This is a genomic window from Sphingomonas sp. (assembly GCF_964263785.1).
Classification (GTDB): domain Bacteria; phylum Pseudomonadota; class Alphaproteobacteria; order Sphingomonadales; family Sphingomonadaceae; genus Sphingomonas.
In genome coordinates this window covers 1-16,551 of sequence record NZ_CAXVWL010000069.1, presented here as the reverse complement: position 1 = coordinate 16,551, position 16,551 = coordinate 1, and the positions used below count along the sequence as shown (strand labels likewise).

The following is a 16,551-nucleotide window of genomic DNA, read 5'->3' as shown; positions in this document are numbered from 1 at the left end:
CGGGCGGCGGCGATCAAGGCTTGGGGGCCGCGATGCGGGGCGACCTGACGCGTCACTGGATCGCGTTGACCCTGCTCGCCTGGGGCGTGATCGCGGCATGGTTCCTGTGGAGCCACTGGCCGCAGGTCTATTGGCTCGCGCTCGGCGATACCGACGACAACATGCGCCTCATGCAGGTCCGCGCCTGGCTGAACGGCCAAGCATGGTACGACCTGCGCCAATATCGCCTGAACCCGCCGGCGGGCTTCGACATCCACTGGAGCCGCATCGTCGATTTGCCGATCGCCGGGCTGATCCTGCTGTTCCGTCCCTTCACCACCGAGCTGTGGGCCGAAAAGCTGGCGTGCGGCATCGCGCCGCTGCTCCCGCTCAGCATCGCCATGCTCGGCCTCGGCGCGACCGTCCGGCGGCTGGTCCACCCGCTCGCCTGGCCGGTGGCCATCGTGCTGCTGCTCGGCACGGCGGCAACGATGCCGATGTTCATGCCCGAACGCATAGACCATCACGGCTGGCAACTCGCGATGCTCAGCCTGACCGTCGCGGGACTGTGCGACCCGCGTCAGGCGCGCGGTGGCGCGATGGTCGGGCTCGCCAGTGCGGTGAGCCTCGCGATCGGGCTGGAGCTGCTCCCCTATGCCGCAATGGCGGGGGCGATCATCGCGCTGCGCTGGGTTTGGGACCGGGACGAGGCCCGCCGTCTCGCCGTCTATGCGGTGACGCTGGGCGGCGGCACCGGCGCGGGGTTCGCCGCCTTCGCGTCCAACGCCAATTACGCCATGCGCTGCGACGCGCTGACCCCGGTGTGGCTGTCGGCCGTTGCCGCTGCGGGCGCGCTGCTGTTGGTGCTCGCCCTCGCCAACCCCGCCTCGCGTGCTGTGCGCCTCGGGCTGGCGGTCGCGGCGGCGGTCGCGATCGTCGTCTGCTACGTCCACTTCTTCCCGCAATGCCTCGGCCGCCTCGAAGGCGTCTCGCCCGAGCTCCAGCGCAGCTGGCTCGACAACGTGCGCGAGGCGAAACCGATCTACAAGCACCCGTTCCGCTCCGCCTTCCCCATTTCCGCGCTGCCCGTGGTCGGGCTGTTCGGCGCGGGACTCGCGCTGTGGATGGCCCGTCGCGATCCGGCTCGCCTGCGCGGCTGGGCCGTCGTCGCGCTCTTCGCGCTGTTCGCCGCGCTGATGCTGCTGTGGCAGGCGCGCGCGGGGCCCGCCGCGCAGCTGCTCGCGGTGCCCAGTGCCACCGCGCTCGCCTGGGTGCTGATCCCGCTCGTCCTCAACCACCGCGTCATGGCGGTGCGGGTGTTCGGCACCGTCGGCGCCGCGCTGATCGTGTCGGGGCTGTTCGCCGGGCTCGTCATCCGCTGGCTGCCGATCGACCGGCCCAACAAGTATGTCCAGCGGGTCAACCGCGCCAACGCGCGCTGCGCCACGATCCCCTCGCTGACCGCGCTGAACCGCTACCCGGCGCAGACCGTGTTCACCTTCACCGATCTCGGCCCCCGCCTCATCACCCTGACCCATCATTCGGCGATCGCAGGACCCTATCATCGCAACGGCGACGCGATCCTGGATGTCCAGCACGCCTTCAGCCGCTCGCCGGCGGAGGCGCACGCGATCATGAAGCGCCACGGCGCGACCCTGCTGCTGCTCTGCCCCGACATGGCCGAATCGACGATCTACCGTTCGCGCAATCCCGGCGGCTTCTACGACCGGCTGGCGCACGGTCAGGTGCCCGCGTGGCTCACCCCCCTGCCGCTGCCCGCGAAATCACCGCTCCGGCTGTTCCGCATCGACTGAACCGCGCCCGCGCAGCCGGTCCCGCGCGCTGCCCGCGAGGATGACGATCCCCGACGCGACGATCCGCACCACCCCGCGCCCGATCATCCACCACAGCGCGATCGGTCGGCGCATTCAGAGTCTGTCTTGCCGGGATTGAAGCATCGTGATTGCCCTGTCGCGTTCGTCCGGCAAGGAGCGGCGTGCAGCGCGTAGCGGCGCTACGCGCAAGCGTCGTGACGCCGTCGGCGGGCGCGACAGGGCAACCGCTTTGCGGCGGGCCACGATGCTTCAATCCCGGCAAGACAGACTCTAACGCAGGCTCACCTGCAACCCGTCCATGACGAACTGCACCGCCAGCGCCGCCAGCAGCACGCCCAGCAGCCGGGTGATCACCGCCTCGATCTTAGCGCCGAGCACCCGCATGATCGGCCCCGCCGCGAGCAAGGCGACCAGCGTCAGCGCCAGGATCGTCGCCAGCGCCGCCAGCACCACCGCAGTCCGCGCGACCCCGTCGTTACGCGCCATCAGCAGCATGACGGATGCGATCGACCCCGGCCCCGCGATCATCGGCATCGCCATTGGGAAGATCGACACGTCCTCGACCTCCTCGGCGGAGACCTTGGCGGCGCGGTCCTCGCGGCGCTGGGTGCGCTTCTCGAACACCATCTCCAGCGCGATCAGGAACAGCATGATCCCGCCTGCAATGCGAAACGACGCCAAACTGATCCCGAGCCCGCGGAGCAAATCCTCCCCGAACAACGCGAACACCAACAGGATCGCCGCCGCGACCCCAACCGCCCGCACCGCCATAGCCCGCCGCTGCACCGCGCTCGCGCCGGACGACAATCCTGCATAGATCGGCGCGCAGCCCGGCGGGTCGATCACCACGAAGAAGGTGATGAGGGAGGAAATGTAGAGCTCGATCATGGGGCGGGTGCCGGGACTCGGTCATCAACGACGGTCTCTGAAATGTTTCCAAAGGTCATCGCAACGGAGAGCCGACGCTCCCCGTCCCTCGCAACAAACCACTCCCAAACCAACGAGCCGTCGCTGGACGAACCCCAACTTTTCTGTTCGCCGGGATCGGCAAGGTAGGGCGGGTCTCCGGTTCCGGGCAGATGCGGTTCGCAACGGGGTGTGCGGAGTACGGGTTGTTCAACCCTTCGCCGCGCGACTTGCAGTTTCCCCCCATGATCGACGATCCAACGCCAGCGACCGTCCGCCTGCTTCTTCCAGATCGTCGTGAAATAGCCGGCGCTGCCATCCGGCCATTTGGAACCACCCGTGCTCGCTGCGAGCGTTCCGTCGCACGAGACCCAGGAAGCGATCGGCCACCACTCGACCGCCCTGACCGGCTCCTTGCGGTTCTTCAGCCAGTCTCGAGCACGGATCGCCCGTGGCGTGAACATAATGGCGTCTGCCGCCGCCCACTTCTTGAACGCCGCCCACTGCCCAATCTTTTGGACGTCGGCCGCAAAGGAGCGCTCGGCGTCGAGGGCAGTTCGCGGTTCGGCATGAACGGCCGGCGGCGCGGCTAGGGAGAGTAGTAGGGCAATCATAGGTCTTTCGGCACGTCGAGACCTTCGCGCCGGCATGCGGAGACGTATGTGTTGCGGATCAGGCAGGCGATGGTCATCGGCCCGACCCCGCCGGGCACCGGCGTGATCGCACCGGCGACCTCGCTGGCGCTGGCGAAGTCTACGTCGCCGACCAGCCCCGCGTCGGTGCGGTTGATGCCGACGTCGATCACCGTCGCTCCGGGCTTGATCCACTCGCCCCTGATCAGCCCCGCCATGCCGACCGCGGCGACGACGATATCGGCTTGGCGGACATGGGCAAAGGTGTCGCGGGTGCGGCTGTGCGTCACCGTGACGGTGCAGCTCTCGGTGAGCAGCAGCTGCGCCATCGGCTTGCCGACGATATTGGAGCGACCGACGACCACCGCCTCCAGCCCGGCGAGGTGCGGATGGACGTCGCGGAGCAGCAGCAGGCACCCGAGCGGCGTGCACGGCACGAACCCCGGCAACCCCGTCGCCAGCCGCCCGGCGTTGACCGGGTGGAAGCCGTCGACATCCTTGTCGGGGTCGATCGCGGTGATGACCTGCGCCGCATCGATGTGCGCCGGCAGCGGCAGCTGAACGAGGATGCCGTCGACCGCCGGGTCGGCATTGAGCCGCGCGACCAGCGCCAGCAGGTCGGCCTGCGCCACGTCGGCGGGCAGCCGATGCTCGAACCCGCGCATCCCGGCTTCCCGCGTCGCCCGGCCCTTCGACCGCACGTAAACCGACGACGCCGGATCCTCGCCGACCAGCACCACCGCCAGCCCCGGCGCGCGCGCCAGCCCGCGCACGCCTTCCGCAACGCGCGCCCGCAGCGCCGCCGCGTGCGCTTTGCCGTCGATGATCCGGGCGCTCACCGCCTCAATACGCGACCGGGGTCGCGGTCGCGGCGTAGAGATAGGGCACCACCCGCGAGCGCAGGAAGAACACCACCAGCAGCACCACGAGCGGCGCGAAGTCGAGCCCGCCGAAATCCGGTAGGATGCGGCGGAGCGGCCGGTACAGCGGCTCGGTGACGACATCGAGCGCCTGCAGCACCGACGCCACGAACCGGCTCTGCCGGTTGACCACGTTGAACGCGACCAGCCACGACAGCACCACCTGCGCGACGATCACCCAATTGAGAATCATCAGCAGGAAATCGACGAGGGAGATGACCAGGAACATTCAAGGCTCGCGGTTGGGAATGGATAATCGGCCTCTAGCGCAGTTGGTGCGCCACCGCCAACCTCACACGATCCGTCACCCCGGACCTGTCCCGGGGTCCGGCGTGGTGCCGGGCGATGCGCTTGATTGTTCGAGGATATCGCCGGGATGAACCCTGGACCCCGGAACAGGCCCGGGGTGACGAAGTAGGGTTAGACAATGGTCGCCAACCCACCCGCCGCCGGCCTACCGCCGCACCAACGTCCCCGCGCCGGCCTCGGTGAAGATTTCCAGCAGCATCCCGTGCGGCACCCGCCCGTCGATGATCACCGCCGCGTCCACCCCCGCTTCGACCGCGGCGACGCAGGTCTCCAGCTTGGGGATCATCCCCCCCGAGATCGTCCCGTCGGCGCGCAACTCCGCGATGCGGGCGGGGTAGAGGTCGGTCAGCAGCGCGCCCGATTTGTCGAGCACCCCCTGCACGTCGGTCAGCAGGAAAAACCGCGCCGCCCCCAGCCGCGCCGCGATCGCGCCCGCCATCGTGTCGGCGTTGATGTTGTAGGTATGCCCGTCGTTCCCGATCGCGATCGGCGCGATCACCGGGATTACCCCGTCCCTGGACAGGGTATCGAGGATGCGCGGGTCGACCGCCACCGGCTCGCCGACGAAGCCCAGGTCGACGTGCCGCTCGATGCCCTGCAACTTGTCGGCCTGCGCGCGCTGCACCTTGGCGGCGGTGACCAGCCCCGCGTCCTTGCCCGACAGCCCGACCGCGCGCCCCCCAGCCTGCCCGATCCAGGCGACGATCTCCTTGTTGATCGACCCCGCCAGGACCATTTCGGCGATGTGCGCGGTCTCGGCATCGGTCACCCGCAGGCCGTCGACGAAGCGCGATTCGACCCCCAGGCGCTTCAGCATCGCGCCGATCTGCGGCCCGCCGCCGTGGACGACGACCGGGTTGATCCCCACCGCCTTGAGGAGCACAACATCCTCGGCGAAATCGCGCTGTAATTCCGGCGATCCCATCGCGTGCCCGCCGTATTTCACGACAAAGGTCTTGCCCGCATAGCGCTGCAGATACGGCAGCGCCTCGGTCAGCGTTTCCGCCTTGGCGAGCAGGGCGGCGTCGGGTCCGTTTTTCATGGGCGGGCGGTTACGCTGGCGTAGGCGTGCCGTCCAGCCGCCGCCCGAGGGCGACGAACAGGTAGATCAGCGGCGGCACCAGTGCGGCGGACAGCAATACCTTGACGATCATCTGTCCCAGCAGCAGCTCGCGGATCGGAAAGACGCCCAGGAACGCGATGCTGACGAACAGCAGGGTGTCGACGACCTGGCTCAGCACGCTCGCCACCCCCGCGCGCAGCCACAATAGCCGTGTCCCCTCGGCGCCCTTCATGCGGCCGAAGACATAGACGTTGAGGGTCTGCGAGATGCCGTAGGAGATGATGCCGCCGATCCAGATGCGCGGCGTCGCCCCCATCATCAGCGCAAACGCATCGCGGCGCGCGGGCTCCATGTCGCTCGACGCGGGGAGCGCCAGCACGAGCAGCGACAGCAGGATCGACACGATCAGCGGCACGAAACCGAACTGCACCAGCCGGTTCGCGGTGGCGGCGCCGTGCAGCTCGGCGATCGCGCTCGACACGACGACCAGCAGCAGGAACGCGAATATGCCCGCCTCGATCGCCAGCGGCCCCAGCCCGAACACCGGTCCCAGCGCCGAGAGCGGCCCCAGCGCCACCTGCTTGTTGCCCAGCACGCCCGCGATGCAGACCATGCCGCCGTAAAAGATCGAGAAGACGAAGAGCGAACGGGGAATTGCGCGTGTATCCATCACCCGGACGCTAGCCGCAAACGCAGCCCCGTCAAACCGCTGGGCCCAACTTCCGTTCGTGCTGAGCGAAGTCGAAGCACCTGTACTTGGGGCCAGGCCCTTCGACTGCGCTCAGGGCGAACGGATGATTAGACCCAGCGCAAACTCGCTCTAGCAGCCTCGGCGCGCCCGTGTATGGTGCACCGCCGCGCCGCCGGGGGGCTGCGCGACCTTCAAGCAGGACTTGCATGACCAGATTCCTCATCGGCCTCGCGGGCATCGCGGTCATCCTGGGCATCGCCTTCGCGCTGTCGACCGACCGCCGCGCGATCCGCCTGCGCGTCGTCGGCGCCGCCTTCGCGCTCCAGGCGGGGATCGCGGTGCTCGTCCTCTATTCGAGCATCGGCAAGCTGGTCCTGGGTCAGATGTCGGGTGGGGTCGCGAACCTGCTCGGCTATTCGCAGAAGGGCACCGAATTCCTGTTCGGCAAGATGGCCACGCCCGAGATCGGCGGCCAGAGCTTCGCGATCGCCGCGCTCCCGGTCATCATCTTCTTCGCCAGCCTGGTGTCGATCCTCTATTACCTCGGCGTGATGCAGCTGATCGTCCGCTGGGTCGGCGGCGCGATCGAGTGGGTGATCGGGGTGTCCAAGGTCGAATCGCTGTGCGCCGCAGCCAACATCTTCGTCGGGCAAAGCGAATCGCCGCTGGTCATCCGTCCCTATCTCGCCGCGCTCACCCCGCCGCAGCTGTTCACGGTGATGACCAGCGGCATGGCCGGGGTCGCGGGCACGATCCTCGCGGCCTATGCGTCGATGGGCATCCGCATCGACTATCTGCTCGCCGCCAGCTTCATGGCCGCGCCCGGCGGCATCCTGATGGCCAAGATCATCATGCCCGACGCGCGCACGACGCCGCAGGGCGAGCTCGCGCTCGGCGACACGCCGTCCGACGCGATCGCCGGCGAACCGATGCCCGATGCGACCCACGACGAGGAAAAGCCCGCCAACATCATCATGGCGGCGGCGCAAGGCGCGCAGACCGGCGTGCGGCTCGCGGTGGCGGTCGGCGCGATGGTGCTGGCGTTCGTCGCGCTGGTCGCGCTCGCCAACGGGCTGCTCGGCGGCCTGGGCAACATGGTCGGCGTGCCCGGACTGAGCTTTCAGGGGCTGCTCGGCTACGTCTTCGCGCCGGTGATGTTCCTGCTGAACGTGCCGTGGCACGAAGCAGGGATTGCGGGCGGTCTGTTCGGGCAGAAGATCGTGCTCAACGAATTCGTCGCCTACATCAGCCTCGGCGCACAACAGGGCCTGAGCCCGCGGACGATCGCGATCGTTACTTTCTCGCTGTGCGGCTTTGCCAATTTCTCCTCGATCGCGATCCAGATGGCGGTCACCGGCAGCCTCGCCCCCAACCAGCGGCCGATGATCGCCCGCCTGGGCCTGCGCGCGCTCGTGGCGGGAAGCTTCGCCAATCTGATGAGCGCGGCGCTCGCCGGGCTGCTCATCGGCTAGCCGCCTTTACGCGCCCTTAAACCCTGTTGCGCTAGGCGCGCGGCGGCAAAGGGGAATGCGGCGATGGCGGTGACGGCACGGCTCTACCGGGACTTGCGCGGATCGCTGCGCCACAGCGTCGCGATGGAATCGACGCTGCGCGACCAATCGCGGCGGCCGTTCGACGTCGTGATCGAGGACCTGTCCGCGACCGGCGTGCGCGTGCCCGCGGCCGCGGAACTCGACGCCGGCGCGCTGATCACGCTCGGCATCCCCGGCGTCGGCATGTGCAACGCCCGCGTCGCGCGAGTCGACGACGGCGGCTACGGCTGCGAATTCCTCTACCCCTTGAGCCCGGACGAACTCGCCGAGGCGCTGGTGGCGCTCCCCGCCGAACCGGTCCCGCTGCCGCTGCCCAGGCCGGACGCGGCGCAAGTGGCGGAGGGAAACGCGGACACGCTCCCCGGCGGCGTCCGCATCGCGATCATCCTCGCGCTGGCGGCGGTGGGCTGGACGGCGTCCTATCTGGCGCTCCACCCCCCATTTTAGGGGGCGCCCTATTCGTCGGTCCGCAACTTCACCTTGTTGGGCAAATCCTTGCCCTTGGTGCGCCGCGACGGCAGCTGGACCGGGTTCTTCTTCTTCCACGCCTTGAACGTCATCGGACCTTCGGGCGTATCGATGATCGTGTCGTCGAGACTCATCGCCCCCTCCTCATCTGGTCGGCTCCGGCGTCTCGCCCGTGTAATCGTAGAATCCCCGCCCGGTCTTGCGCCCGTACCAACCCGCCTCGACATACTTCACCAGTACCGGCGCGGGCCGGAATTTGGGGTCGCCGGTGCCCTCGAACAGCACCCGCGTGATCTCCAGGCAGGTGTCGAGCCCGATGAAATCCGCGAGTGTCAGCGGCCCCATCGGATGGTTCAGCCCCAATTGGCACGCCAGATCGATATCGCGGATCGTCGCCACCCCTTCGCCGAGCGCGAAGCACGCCTCGTTGAGCATCGGCATCAGCACCCGGTTGACGATGAACCCGGGTGCGTCGTTGGCATGGACCACCTGCTTGCCGAGCCTGGCCGCAAAATCCTCGATGACCGCGACGGTCGCGTCGGAGGTCGCGAGTCCGCGGATCACCTCGATCAGCCCCATCACCGGCACCGGATTGAAGAAATGCACGCCGACGAAGCGCGCGGGATCGGGCGACGCCTGCGCCAGCCGGGTGATCGGGATCGACGAGGTGTTCGACGCCAGCACGGCGTCCGCGCCGAGCACAGCCCCCACATCCTTGAAGATCGCGCGCTTGATCTCTTCGCGCTCGGTCGCCGCCTCGATGACGAGCGCGCACTCGGGCATCGCCGCGACGCCGTCGACGGCCTCGATCCGCGACACCGCGGCTTGCGCGTCACCGCTCGCGATCTTTTCCTTGGCGACCAGCCGGTCGAGCTGTTTGGCGATCCCCGCCTTGCCCGCCTCGGCGCGCTCGCGCCCGACATCGGCAAGCAGCACCCGGTAGCCCGCCTGCGCCGCGACCTGCGCGATGCCTGCGCCCATCTGCCCCGCCCCGATCACACCCACCGTTTCCCCAACTGCTTGCATCACCGTCTCCATCCTGCACTCGCGCAACGCCCTAGCGGCCCGCGCGTTGCCCCGCCATGACCCAACCGTCGATCGCCGCCCTCGGCACCGCCGCCGCGCTGCTGGCCTGCTCGCCCGAGCCCGCGCGCAACGCAGCGGCCCCGGCCGTTCGCGCCACCTTCGCACCGACCGAAGTCCCGGCCCGACCCACGGCGCCGCCCAAGGCGATGGTGCCGCGGCCTGGCGAGCTGAAGACCTTCGGCGACTGGACCGTCGGCTGCGACAACACGCTGCGCTGCGAATTGCGCTCGCTCGGCCCCGAAACCGGCGCGTTGCCCGACGTCACCGTCTCGATCTCCCGCAACGCCGGACCCGCCGGCAAGCTCGAGGTCTCGGTCGATGGCCAGGACGACACCCCGCTAGCGGTCGCGCTCGACGGCCGCCGCGCCGACACGCCCGCGCGGATCGTCGCGGCGATGGCGAATGCCCACGCGCTGACCGCATTGGCCGCGGGCAAGGCGGTCGCCACCGTGTCGCTCAAGGGTGCTTCCGCGGCGCTGCGCTACGCCGACGCGGTACAGGGCCGCGCGGGCACCGTCACCGCGCTCGTTGCCCGTGGCCTCAAGCCCGCCAGCGCCGTTCCCGCCGCCCCCGCACCTCCGACCATCGCCGCGCTAGCCCCCGGTGGGCCGGCAGCAAGCCCGACCGAGGCACAACTCGCCACCATGCGCCGCGCCGCCCAGTGCAGCGACAAATCGATCGCCGCGGGCACGATCGGCGCGCCGGAAACTTATGCGCTCGGCGGCGGCAAGACGCTGGTCCTGCTCCCCTGTTCGGCGGGCGCGTACAACGTGCTCGCCGCGATGTTCGTCCTCGACGAATCCGGCGTTGTCCCCGTCCGCGCCGACGCACCCGTCGGCTTCACCGCCAGCGGCGCCGATTCGGCGACGGCCGTCCCCACCGTCGTCAACGGCGAGTTCAGAAAGGGCGTGCTCGCCAGCTACGCCAAGGGTCGCGGCATCGGCGACTGCGGCGTCGCCCAGCAATTCGTCTGGGACGGAACGCGCCTGCGTCTGTCGGAACAGCGCGCGATGGGCGAATGCCGCGGCAACACCGATTACATCACGACATGGCGGGCGACGGTCGTGCGCCGCTGACCGCCTTCAGCCCGGCAGCTCCACGAACGCCGCCGCGATCTCCGGCCGCACCCGCAGCAACCGTCCGCTTGCGCGGTCGAGCATCGCCCAGGTCGTCACCGCCTCCACCTTGACCCGCCCGTCCGCGCCGGTGAAGCGCATGTGCCGGTCGAACCGCGCGCCCTTGGGCGGGTTCGGCACCCAGGTCTCGGCCGTCACCGTCTCGCCGATGCCAAGGTTGCCGCGATAGTCGATCTCGTGCCGCGTCACGACCCACACATACGCCGCGACGTCCTGCGCCCGCGCCGCCGCTTGCCAATGCGCGACCGCAATCTCCTGTATCCAGCGCACCCACACCGCGTTGTTGACATGGCCGAGTTCGTCGATGTCGTCCGCGCCTGCGATGATCGTCACCCTGAACATGTCAGTCCCGCCTCCTCCTCCACCGCCACGCCACCGTCAATGCGGCCGCGGTCACCAGCGTCACAATCCCGATCACCAACACGTTCCGGTCAGGCCTGAGCCGCCCCAACGCCGCTTCGAGCGCATGGCCGAAGAACCAGCCGATCAGCGTGAAGGCGACGCCCCACACAACTGCCGCGACGGCGTTGACCAGCACGAACGTCCGCGTCGGCACCGCGCTCGTCCCGATCGCCACCGGACTCACCGTCCGGAACCCGTAGATGAAGCGGAACGCGAAGATGAACCCGACCGGATGCCGTTCGAACAGCGCCAGCGCCCGTGCGAACGCCGTCCGTTCGCGCAAGCCCCGCACCCAGCGATGGCCACGGAACCGCCGTCCGGCCACGAACCACGCCTGGTCCGCGATGAACGACCCCGTCGCCGCCGCGACGCACGCGCCAGCGAGCGGCAGCAGGCCGTGGTGTGCAAGCACGCCGCCCGCGACCACCGCGGTCTCGCCCTCGATCGCGGCGCCGGCGAACACCGCGCCCAGGCCGTAGCGGGCGACGAGCGCCTCGATGGTCACCCCGCCGCGCCCTGATCCACACCCATCTGCCACAACACGAAGGCATGCTCCTCCGCCGCCTCACGCAACGACTCGAACCGTCCCGACTTGCCGCCGTGGCCCGCGCCCATGTTGGTCTTGAGCAGCAGCACATTGCCGTCGGTCTTGGTCGCTCTCAGCTTCGCCGCCCATTTGGCGGGTTCCCAATAGGTCACCCGCGGATCGTTCAAGCCGCCCGAGATGAACAGCGGCGGATAGGCTTGCGCCGCCACGTTGTCGTAAGGCGAATACGACCGGATCAGCGCGAACGCCGCCGGGTCCTCGATCGGATTGCCCCACTCCGGCCATTCGCCGGGAGTCAGCGGCAGCTCGGCATCGAGCATCGTGTTGAGCACATCGACGAACGGCACGTCGGCGATCACCGCGCCCCACAGCTCGGGGTCGGAATTGCACACCGCCCCCATCAGCTCGCCGCCCGCCGAACGCCCCGCGATCGCGATCCGCCCCGCGCTCGTCCACCCGTGCGCGATCAGCCCGCGCGCCACGTCGACGAAGTCGTTGAACGTGTTCTCCCGCTTCTCCAGCTTGCCGTCGAGATACCATTGCTGCCCCAGATCGTCGCCGCCGCGGATATGCGCGATGGCATAGGCGAAACCGCGGTCGAGCAACGACAAGCGTCCGGTCGAGAACCCCGGCGGGATCGCATGGCCGTAGGCGCCGTATGCATAGAGGAACAACGGTCCGCCCCCATCCCCCTTCGAACGCACGAAGTCGGCGGGGTAGACGATCGACACCGGCACCTGCGTCCCGTCGCGCGCGGCGATCTTCAGCCGCTCGGTCCGGTACTTGCCCGCGTCGTAGCCGGACGGGATCTCCTGCACCTTGAGCGTCGTGAGCCCGCCCGTCGCGACGTCGTAATCGTACACCGTCCCCGGCGTGACCATCGACTCGTAACCGACCCGCAGCACATCCATGTCGTATTCGGGATTGTCGCCGAAGCCGGCCGCATAGGTCGCTTCGGGAAAGTCGATCCGCTGTGCCACGGTCGGCGCGTCGTAGCGGTGGATCGCCAGCCGATCGAGCCCGTCCTCGCGCCCTTCCACCACGAAGAACTTCGCGTAGCATTCGACGCCGGTCATGTAGAAATGCGGCGACGGCGCGATCAGCTCCGCCCATTCGCCCGGGCGCTCGACGGGCGCGGTGCACAGCCGGAACTGCGGATCGACGTCGTTGGTGTGGATGAACAACGCGCCGTCATGCTCGTCGACGTCATACTCGCGCCCTTGCCTGCGCGGAGAGACGACGATCGCCTCGGCGCAAGGGTCGTTCGCCGGCACCAATCGCACTTCGCTCGTCACATGGTCCCCGGTCGAGATCACGATCCAGTTGCGCGCGCTCGTCTCGCCCAGCCCGACGCGAAATCCCTCGTCCGCCTCATGGTACAGCACGACATCGTCCGCCACCGGCGTCCCCAGCCGGTGCAGCCGCGCATTGTCGGTCCGCCACTGCTCGTTCGCCAGGCCGTAGAGAAAGGCGCTGTCGTCCGCGGTCCACACGATCTCGGACAGCATGCCCGGGATGACGTCGGGCAGATGCGCGCCGGTCGTCAGGTCCTTGATCCTGACCTCGAACCGCTCCGCGCCCGAATCGTCGATCGCATATGCGAGCAGCCGACCATTATTGCTGATCGAGAACGCCCCCAGCCGGAAGTATTCATGCCCCTCGGCCAGTGCGGTCTCGTCCAGCAGCAGCTCGTCGAGCCCGCCCGCTACGGGCTTCCTCCACCATTTCCTGTACTCGCCCCCGGTTTCGTACGCGGTCCAGTAGAGCCAGTCGCCGTCCTTCTGCGGCACCGACGATTCGTCCTCCTTGATCCGGCGCTTCATCTCTTCGTACAGCCGGTCGACCAGCGCCCGGTGCGGCGCCATCACGCCTTCGAAATAGGCATTCTCCGCCTCCAGGTACGCGAGCACTTGCGGATCGTCGACGTCCGGGTAGTTCGGGTCCTTCAACCACGCATACGGGTCGTCGACCGTGACGCCGTGGAGAGTGAAGCTGTGCGCGCGCTTGGCGGCGACGGGGGGTGTAAGGTCGGTCATGGCCGCGCGTCATAACGCGGGTGGCGGGCAAGTCGACCGCCCGCTATCGCGCCCGCCGGAACTTCGCCGCCACAATATTGTTCCGCATCGATGCTGCGCTGGCTTTTCCCGATCCGCCCGACCCAGTGGCTCGGGCCGCTCTTCGCCGCCGGCGCCGTCGTGCTGCTGCTGGCGGTCGTCGTCGTCGTGTCCGGCGTCGTCGATCTCTCCGCCGCCAAGCCGCACCCGCAAGGGTGGGCGCGCTTCCTCCACTACACCTTCGATCGTTCGACCGCGTACCACGCCGGCCCGCAGCCCCCGGCCGACCTCGACACGCCGGTGCGCATCGCTGCGGGTGCCGCATATTACGGCCAGGTCTGCGCCCGCTGCCATGCCGGGCCGGGGTTCGGCCAGAACCCCGTCGTGCTGTCGATGCACCCGCGCCCGCAATATCTGACGACCGACCTGCCGACCGCGCGATTCACTGCGCCCGAGCTGTTCCGCATCGTCAAGGCAGGCGTGAAATACAGCGCCATGCCGTCCTGGCCCGCGGACCGGCGCGACGACGAAATCTGGCAGCTCGTCGCTTTCCTGCGCGCGATGCCGACGATGTCGCCCGCCACGTTCCAGCGACTGGCGCTCGCGACGCCGCAGCCAAACGCGGCGGCGATCCCGTTCGGCGGCGTGCCGCACCAGACGCGCTACGCGCTGCGCAACGATGCCGAGCCGCCGCGCGCGAGCTACAGCTACCGCACGCCGGTGTTCGGCTTTTCGGGCTATGCGCTCGGCGGCGACGCGGTCGCGACCTGCACCCGGTGCCACGGCGCCGATGGGGCCGGCGGCGGAGCGTTCCCGAACCTGACCCTGCAGACCCGCGACTATACCGCCCGCACGCTTGCCGCCTTCGCTGCGGGCAAGCGACGCAGCGGCTACATGCAGGTGATCGCGGCCGAATTGTCGCCATCGCAGATCGCCGCGCTGACCGATCATTATACCGCGCTCCCGCGCCGGGCGACCGAGGCAGCGGCCGGACCCGTGCCCGCGATCGGTCAGCAACTGGCGCTGGTCGGCCTGCCCTCCGCCGGGCTGGGTCCCTGCGCCGCCTGCCACGGCGTCGACCGCGCGGCGGCAAAGGCCTATCCGCTGCTGGAGGGCCAGGCACGCTGGTATCTCGCCAACCAGATGCGGGTCTTCCGCGCCGGGGGGCGCGGCACGATCGCGGGCGAGAAGGTCGTCGATCCGATGGTCGCGATCGCGCGCAAGCTGAACGATACGCAGATCGAAGCGGTCGCCGCTTACTACGCCGCCCAGCCCCCCGCCAAGGTCCAGAGCTTCGCCGCCCGCGAAGCGCAGGAGCAGGCGCAGCACTAGCCTGCAGGTTGCCGGCGTCCCCCATCCGGTTCTGTCTACGCGGCGAGAGGCACTGGCACGGGTTGCAATCCGCTATGATCGGAACGCACCGGTTGAGCGGGACTGAAGATGAAATCGAAGCGATTGCGGACCACCGTTCGGACGAGCGGATCGCGCAGTCGCCAAAGTCGGGCGTCTGCCAGAAAATGCCAAACAATGATACCGGTATACGCTTGTGCCCACGGTACGTCGCTCATGGAAACCGCGACTATGCCGAGAAGGACGACGATTGCAGTACACGCGACGACTCCCTTGCTGCCGTGCGCCGACCTCCCGGACGTGACCGACATCATCACAAGATACTGCGCACCATGCGCTATCGCATACGGCCAGAACGATACTTTGTCCGAACCGGCAATCAGGCTGGGAAGAAAGAAAACGGTGGTCAGACCAAGGAACAGCAACGTTGTCGGACTCCGGCGCAGGCGTTCGTTCGCGACCACCAAACGAACAAACAACAAAGCGGCAACCGTCATTAATATCATCGACGCAATGCGACCGTAATATAGAATGGAGATACTGAATAATGGCAGATCTACGCGGCCTCCGGGATATATGAAAGGCATAGAAACCATCGCGATTGCACCAGCCACGGTCGTCAATTTTATAATCCAGAGCACGTCTTTTGGCAAAATGCCGAACTTGTCGCGCGCGGCAGCAAAGGATATAATGCCGAAGTTCTGGCGGTTGTAATGATGAGCCTGCCAGCACAGAAAGCCAGCAAATAGCCAACACGACAGTTCTCGGCTGCTCAATGCGAAAATCGCCAGTACCACAGAGATGATGCCGAGCGAACCCAGCATCCTGAACCTGTTTTGACGGATGATTGGCCGGTAATCGGTATCAAACCCAAACCAAACCGTCGACATGACGTGACCGTATGCCGTCACCAGCCAGACTGCGCTGATGAAGGTGGTGGCGACGCCAGAGGATTGATAGAATCGGTAGAATGGCAGGAGCGCGAGCGGTACGATCGTGGCGAATGCCAGTGCGAAAAAGAACCTGTTGCTGGTATCGCTTGCCGTCGCGCTGATCGTCCTGGCGTTCATTTCAGTTCCCGGCATGACCCATTGCAGCGATCGTGCCAGTATTAGACGTCGTTGGTTTCCGAGACGTTACGAACAGCGGCCCCCTCCTCCCGCTTCGTCCCGTCCAGCGCCGCCTCACGCCGCGCGGCTTCGGCCTCGTCCGCGGCGCGCTCCGCCTTGGTGCGCCCGAACGCCGCCCGGTTCGCAACCGCCTCCTGCTCCTTCACCTCTCGCGCCCGCGTCTTGCGCGCCGTCCTCAGGTTGATCACGTCCGCCATCGCCGCCCCATGCCTTCAATGCTGTCCTACACGCGGGCAGTATGTCAGGGTAGCGCCATGACCGCCTTGCGCTCTACCTCGCCATCGACGCTCCGGCCGCAGCTGCCCTCCGCGCGACGACGCGCTTTCGCTGCGAATTAGCGTTACCTTCGTTACCTTCGAGTCCCAATCATGCCCACACCCTCCGCCCGCTTAGCCGATCTCCGCGCGCATCTCGCCGCGCAGGACCTCGACGGCTTCCTCGTGCCGCTCACCGACGAGCACCAGAGCGAATATGTCGGCGGCTACGCCCA

At 68.0% G+C, this 16,551-nt stretch carries 19 protein-coding genes; 5 read left to right on the top strand and 14 right to left on the bottom strand.

The annotated features are described in order from the left end of the window. Positions 1-32 precede the first annotated feature (32 nt). A complete protein-coding gene (locus ACE5C1_RS09400) occupies positions 33-1,793 on the top strand; it encodes an AcrB/AcrD/AcrF family protein (RefSeq protein WP_374943810.1) in 1,761 nt (586 codons plus the stop codon). Here the strand turns inward: ACE5C1_RS09400 and ACE5C1_RS09395 are convergent. From ACE5C1_RS09395 to ACE5C1_RS09365, 7 genes are all read right to left on the bottom strand, one after another. Continuing rightward, entirely contained in the window at positions 1,764-1,907 is a 144-nt protein-coding gene (locus tag ACE5C1_RS09395; RefSeq protein ID WP_374943809.1) for a hypothetical protein, read from the bottom strand. The two genes, ACE5C1_RS09400 and ACE5C1_RS09395, sit on opposite strands and share 30 nt — an antisense overlap. Before the next feature lie 177 nt (positions 1,908-2,084). Further along, positions 2,085-2,702 (bottom strand): MarC family protein, encoded by a 618-nt coding sequence (locus tag ACE5C1_RS09390; protein WP_374943808.1) that lies wholly within the window; start codon positions 2,700-2,702, stop codon positions 2,085-2,087. Further along, positions 2,699-3,334 carry a hypothetical protein gene (locus tag ACE5C1_RS09385; RefSeq protein WP_374943807.1) on the bottom strand — a complete coding sequence of 212 codons (636 nt, stop codon included), beginning with the start codon at positions 3,332-3,334 and terminating at the stop codon, positions 2,699-2,701. The genes ACE5C1_RS09390 and ACE5C1_RS09385 overlap by 4 nt, the downstream gene beginning before the upstream one ends. Further along, positions 3,331-4,191 (bottom strand): bifunctional methylenetetrahydrofolate dehydrogenase/methenyltetrahydrofolate cyclohydrolase FolD, encoded by an 861-nt coding sequence (gene folD, locus ACE5C1_RS09380; protein ID WP_374943806.1) that lies wholly within the window; start codon positions 4,189-4,191, stop codon positions 3,331-3,333. The genes ACE5C1_RS09385 and folD overlap by 4 nt, the downstream gene beginning before the upstream one ends. 4 nt (positions 4,192-4,195) lie before the next feature. Further along, the gene (locus tag ACE5C1_RS09375) at positions 4,196-4,501 is read right to left on the bottom strand and encodes a YggT family protein (RefSeq protein ID WP_374943805.1); all 306 of its coding nucleotides are present in this window, start codon (positions 4,499-4,501) and stop codon (positions 4,196-4,198) included. Positions 4,502-4,726: 225 nt separating this feature from the next. Beyond that, the gene (argB, locus tag ACE5C1_RS09370; protein ID WP_374943804.1) at positions 4,727-5,623 is read right to left on the bottom strand and encodes an acetylglutamate kinase; all 897 of its coding nucleotides are present in this window, start codon (positions 5,621-5,623) and stop codon (positions 4,727-4,729) included. 10 nt (positions 5,624-5,633) lie between these two features. Then, positions 5,634-6,314 (bottom strand): queuosine precursor transporter, encoded by a 681-nt coding sequence (locus tag ACE5C1_RS09365; RefSeq protein WP_374943803.1) that lies wholly within the window; start codon positions 6,312-6,314, stop codon positions 5,634-5,636. A gap of 227 nt (positions 6,315-6,541) precedes the next feature. Between ACE5C1_RS09365 and ACE5C1_RS09360 the strand changes: the two genes are divergently transcribed. Then, positions 6,542-7,807, top strand: a complete 1,266-nt coding sequence (locus ACE5C1_RS09360; RefSeq protein ID WP_374943802.1) for a NupC/NupG family nucleoside CNT transporter — start codon at positions 6,542-6,544, stop codon at positions 7,805-7,807. Between the two features lie 63 nt (positions 7,808-7,870). Then, entirely contained in the window at positions 7,871-8,335 is a 465-nt protein-coding gene (locus ACE5C1_RS09355; RefSeq protein WP_374943801.1) for a PilZ domain-containing protein, read from the top strand. A gap of 8 nt (positions 8,336-8,343) precedes the next feature. Here ACE5C1_RS09355 and ACE5C1_RS09350 read toward each other — a convergent pair whose 3' ends face one another. After that, positions 8,344-8,490 (bottom strand): hypothetical protein, encoded by a 147-nt coding sequence (locus ACE5C1_RS09350; protein ID WP_374943800.1) that lies wholly within the window; start codon positions 8,488-8,490, stop codon positions 8,344-8,346. 10 nt (positions 8,491-8,500) lie between these two features. Then, positions 8,501-9,382 carry a 3-hydroxyacyl-CoA dehydrogenase NAD-binding domain-containing protein gene (locus ACE5C1_RS09345; RefSeq protein WP_374943799.1) on the bottom strand — a complete coding sequence of 294 codons (882 nt, stop codon included), beginning with the start codon at positions 9,380-9,382 and terminating at the stop codon, positions 8,501-8,503. A gap of 56 nt (positions 9,383-9,438) precedes the next feature. Here ACE5C1_RS09345 and ACE5C1_RS09340 point away from each other — a divergent pair, with 56 nt between their 5' ends. Beyond that, positions 9,439-10,518, top strand: coding sequence for a DUF1176 domain-containing protein (locus ACE5C1_RS09340; RefSeq protein WP_374943798.1), 1,080 nt, complete (start codon positions 9,439-9,441; stop codon positions 10,516-10,518). 6 nt (positions 10,519-10,524) lie between these two features. Here the strand turns inward: ACE5C1_RS09340 and ACE5C1_RS09335 are convergent, their stop codons facing one another. From ACE5C1_RS09335 to ACE5C1_RS09325, 3 genes are read right to left on the bottom strand one after another with little or no spacing between them, the layout of a single operon-like run. Continuing rightward, positions 10,525-10,920, bottom strand: a complete 396-nt coding sequence (locus ACE5C1_RS09335; RefSeq protein ID WP_374943797.1) for an acyl-CoA thioesterase — start codon at positions 10,918-10,920, stop codon at positions 10,525-10,527. A 1-nt stretch (position 10,921) separates the two neighbouring features. Beyond that, entirely contained in the window at positions 10,922-11,485 is a 564-nt protein-coding gene (locus ACE5C1_RS09330) for a DedA family protein (protein WP_374943796.1), read from the bottom strand. Next, on the bottom strand, positions 11,482-13,563 hold the full coding sequence (locus ACE5C1_RS09325; protein ID WP_374943795.1) for a S9 family peptidase: 2,082 nt from the start codon (positions 13,561-13,563) through the stop codon (positions 11,482-11,484). The genes ACE5C1_RS09330 and ACE5C1_RS09325 overlap by 4 nt, the downstream gene beginning before the upstream one ends. Before the next feature lie 90 nt (positions 13,564-13,653). On the opposite strand from ACE5C1_RS09325, the gene ACE5C1_RS09320 reads away from it, so the two are divergent. Beyond that, complete coding sequence (locus ACE5C1_RS09320) at positions 13,654-14,913, top strand: c-type cytochrome (protein ID WP_374943794.1); 1,260 nt, start codon at positions 13,654-13,656, stop codon at positions 14,911-14,913. Between the two features lie 35 nt (positions 14,914-14,948). Here ACE5C1_RS09320 and ACE5C1_RS09315 read toward each other — a convergent pair whose 3' ends face one another. Further along, positions 14,949-16,001 (bottom strand): hypothetical protein, encoded by a 1,053-nt coding sequence (locus tag ACE5C1_RS09315; RefSeq protein ID WP_374943793.1) that lies wholly within the window; start codon positions 15,999-16,001, stop codon positions 14,949-14,951. Positions 16,002-16,042: 41 nt separating this feature from the next. Beyond that, positions 16,043-16,258, bottom strand: a complete 216-nt coding sequence (locus tag ACE5C1_RS09310) for a DUF4169 family protein (RefSeq protein WP_374943792.1) — start codon at positions 16,256-16,258, stop codon at positions 16,043-16,045. Positions 16,259-16,551: the final 293 nt, after the last annotated feature.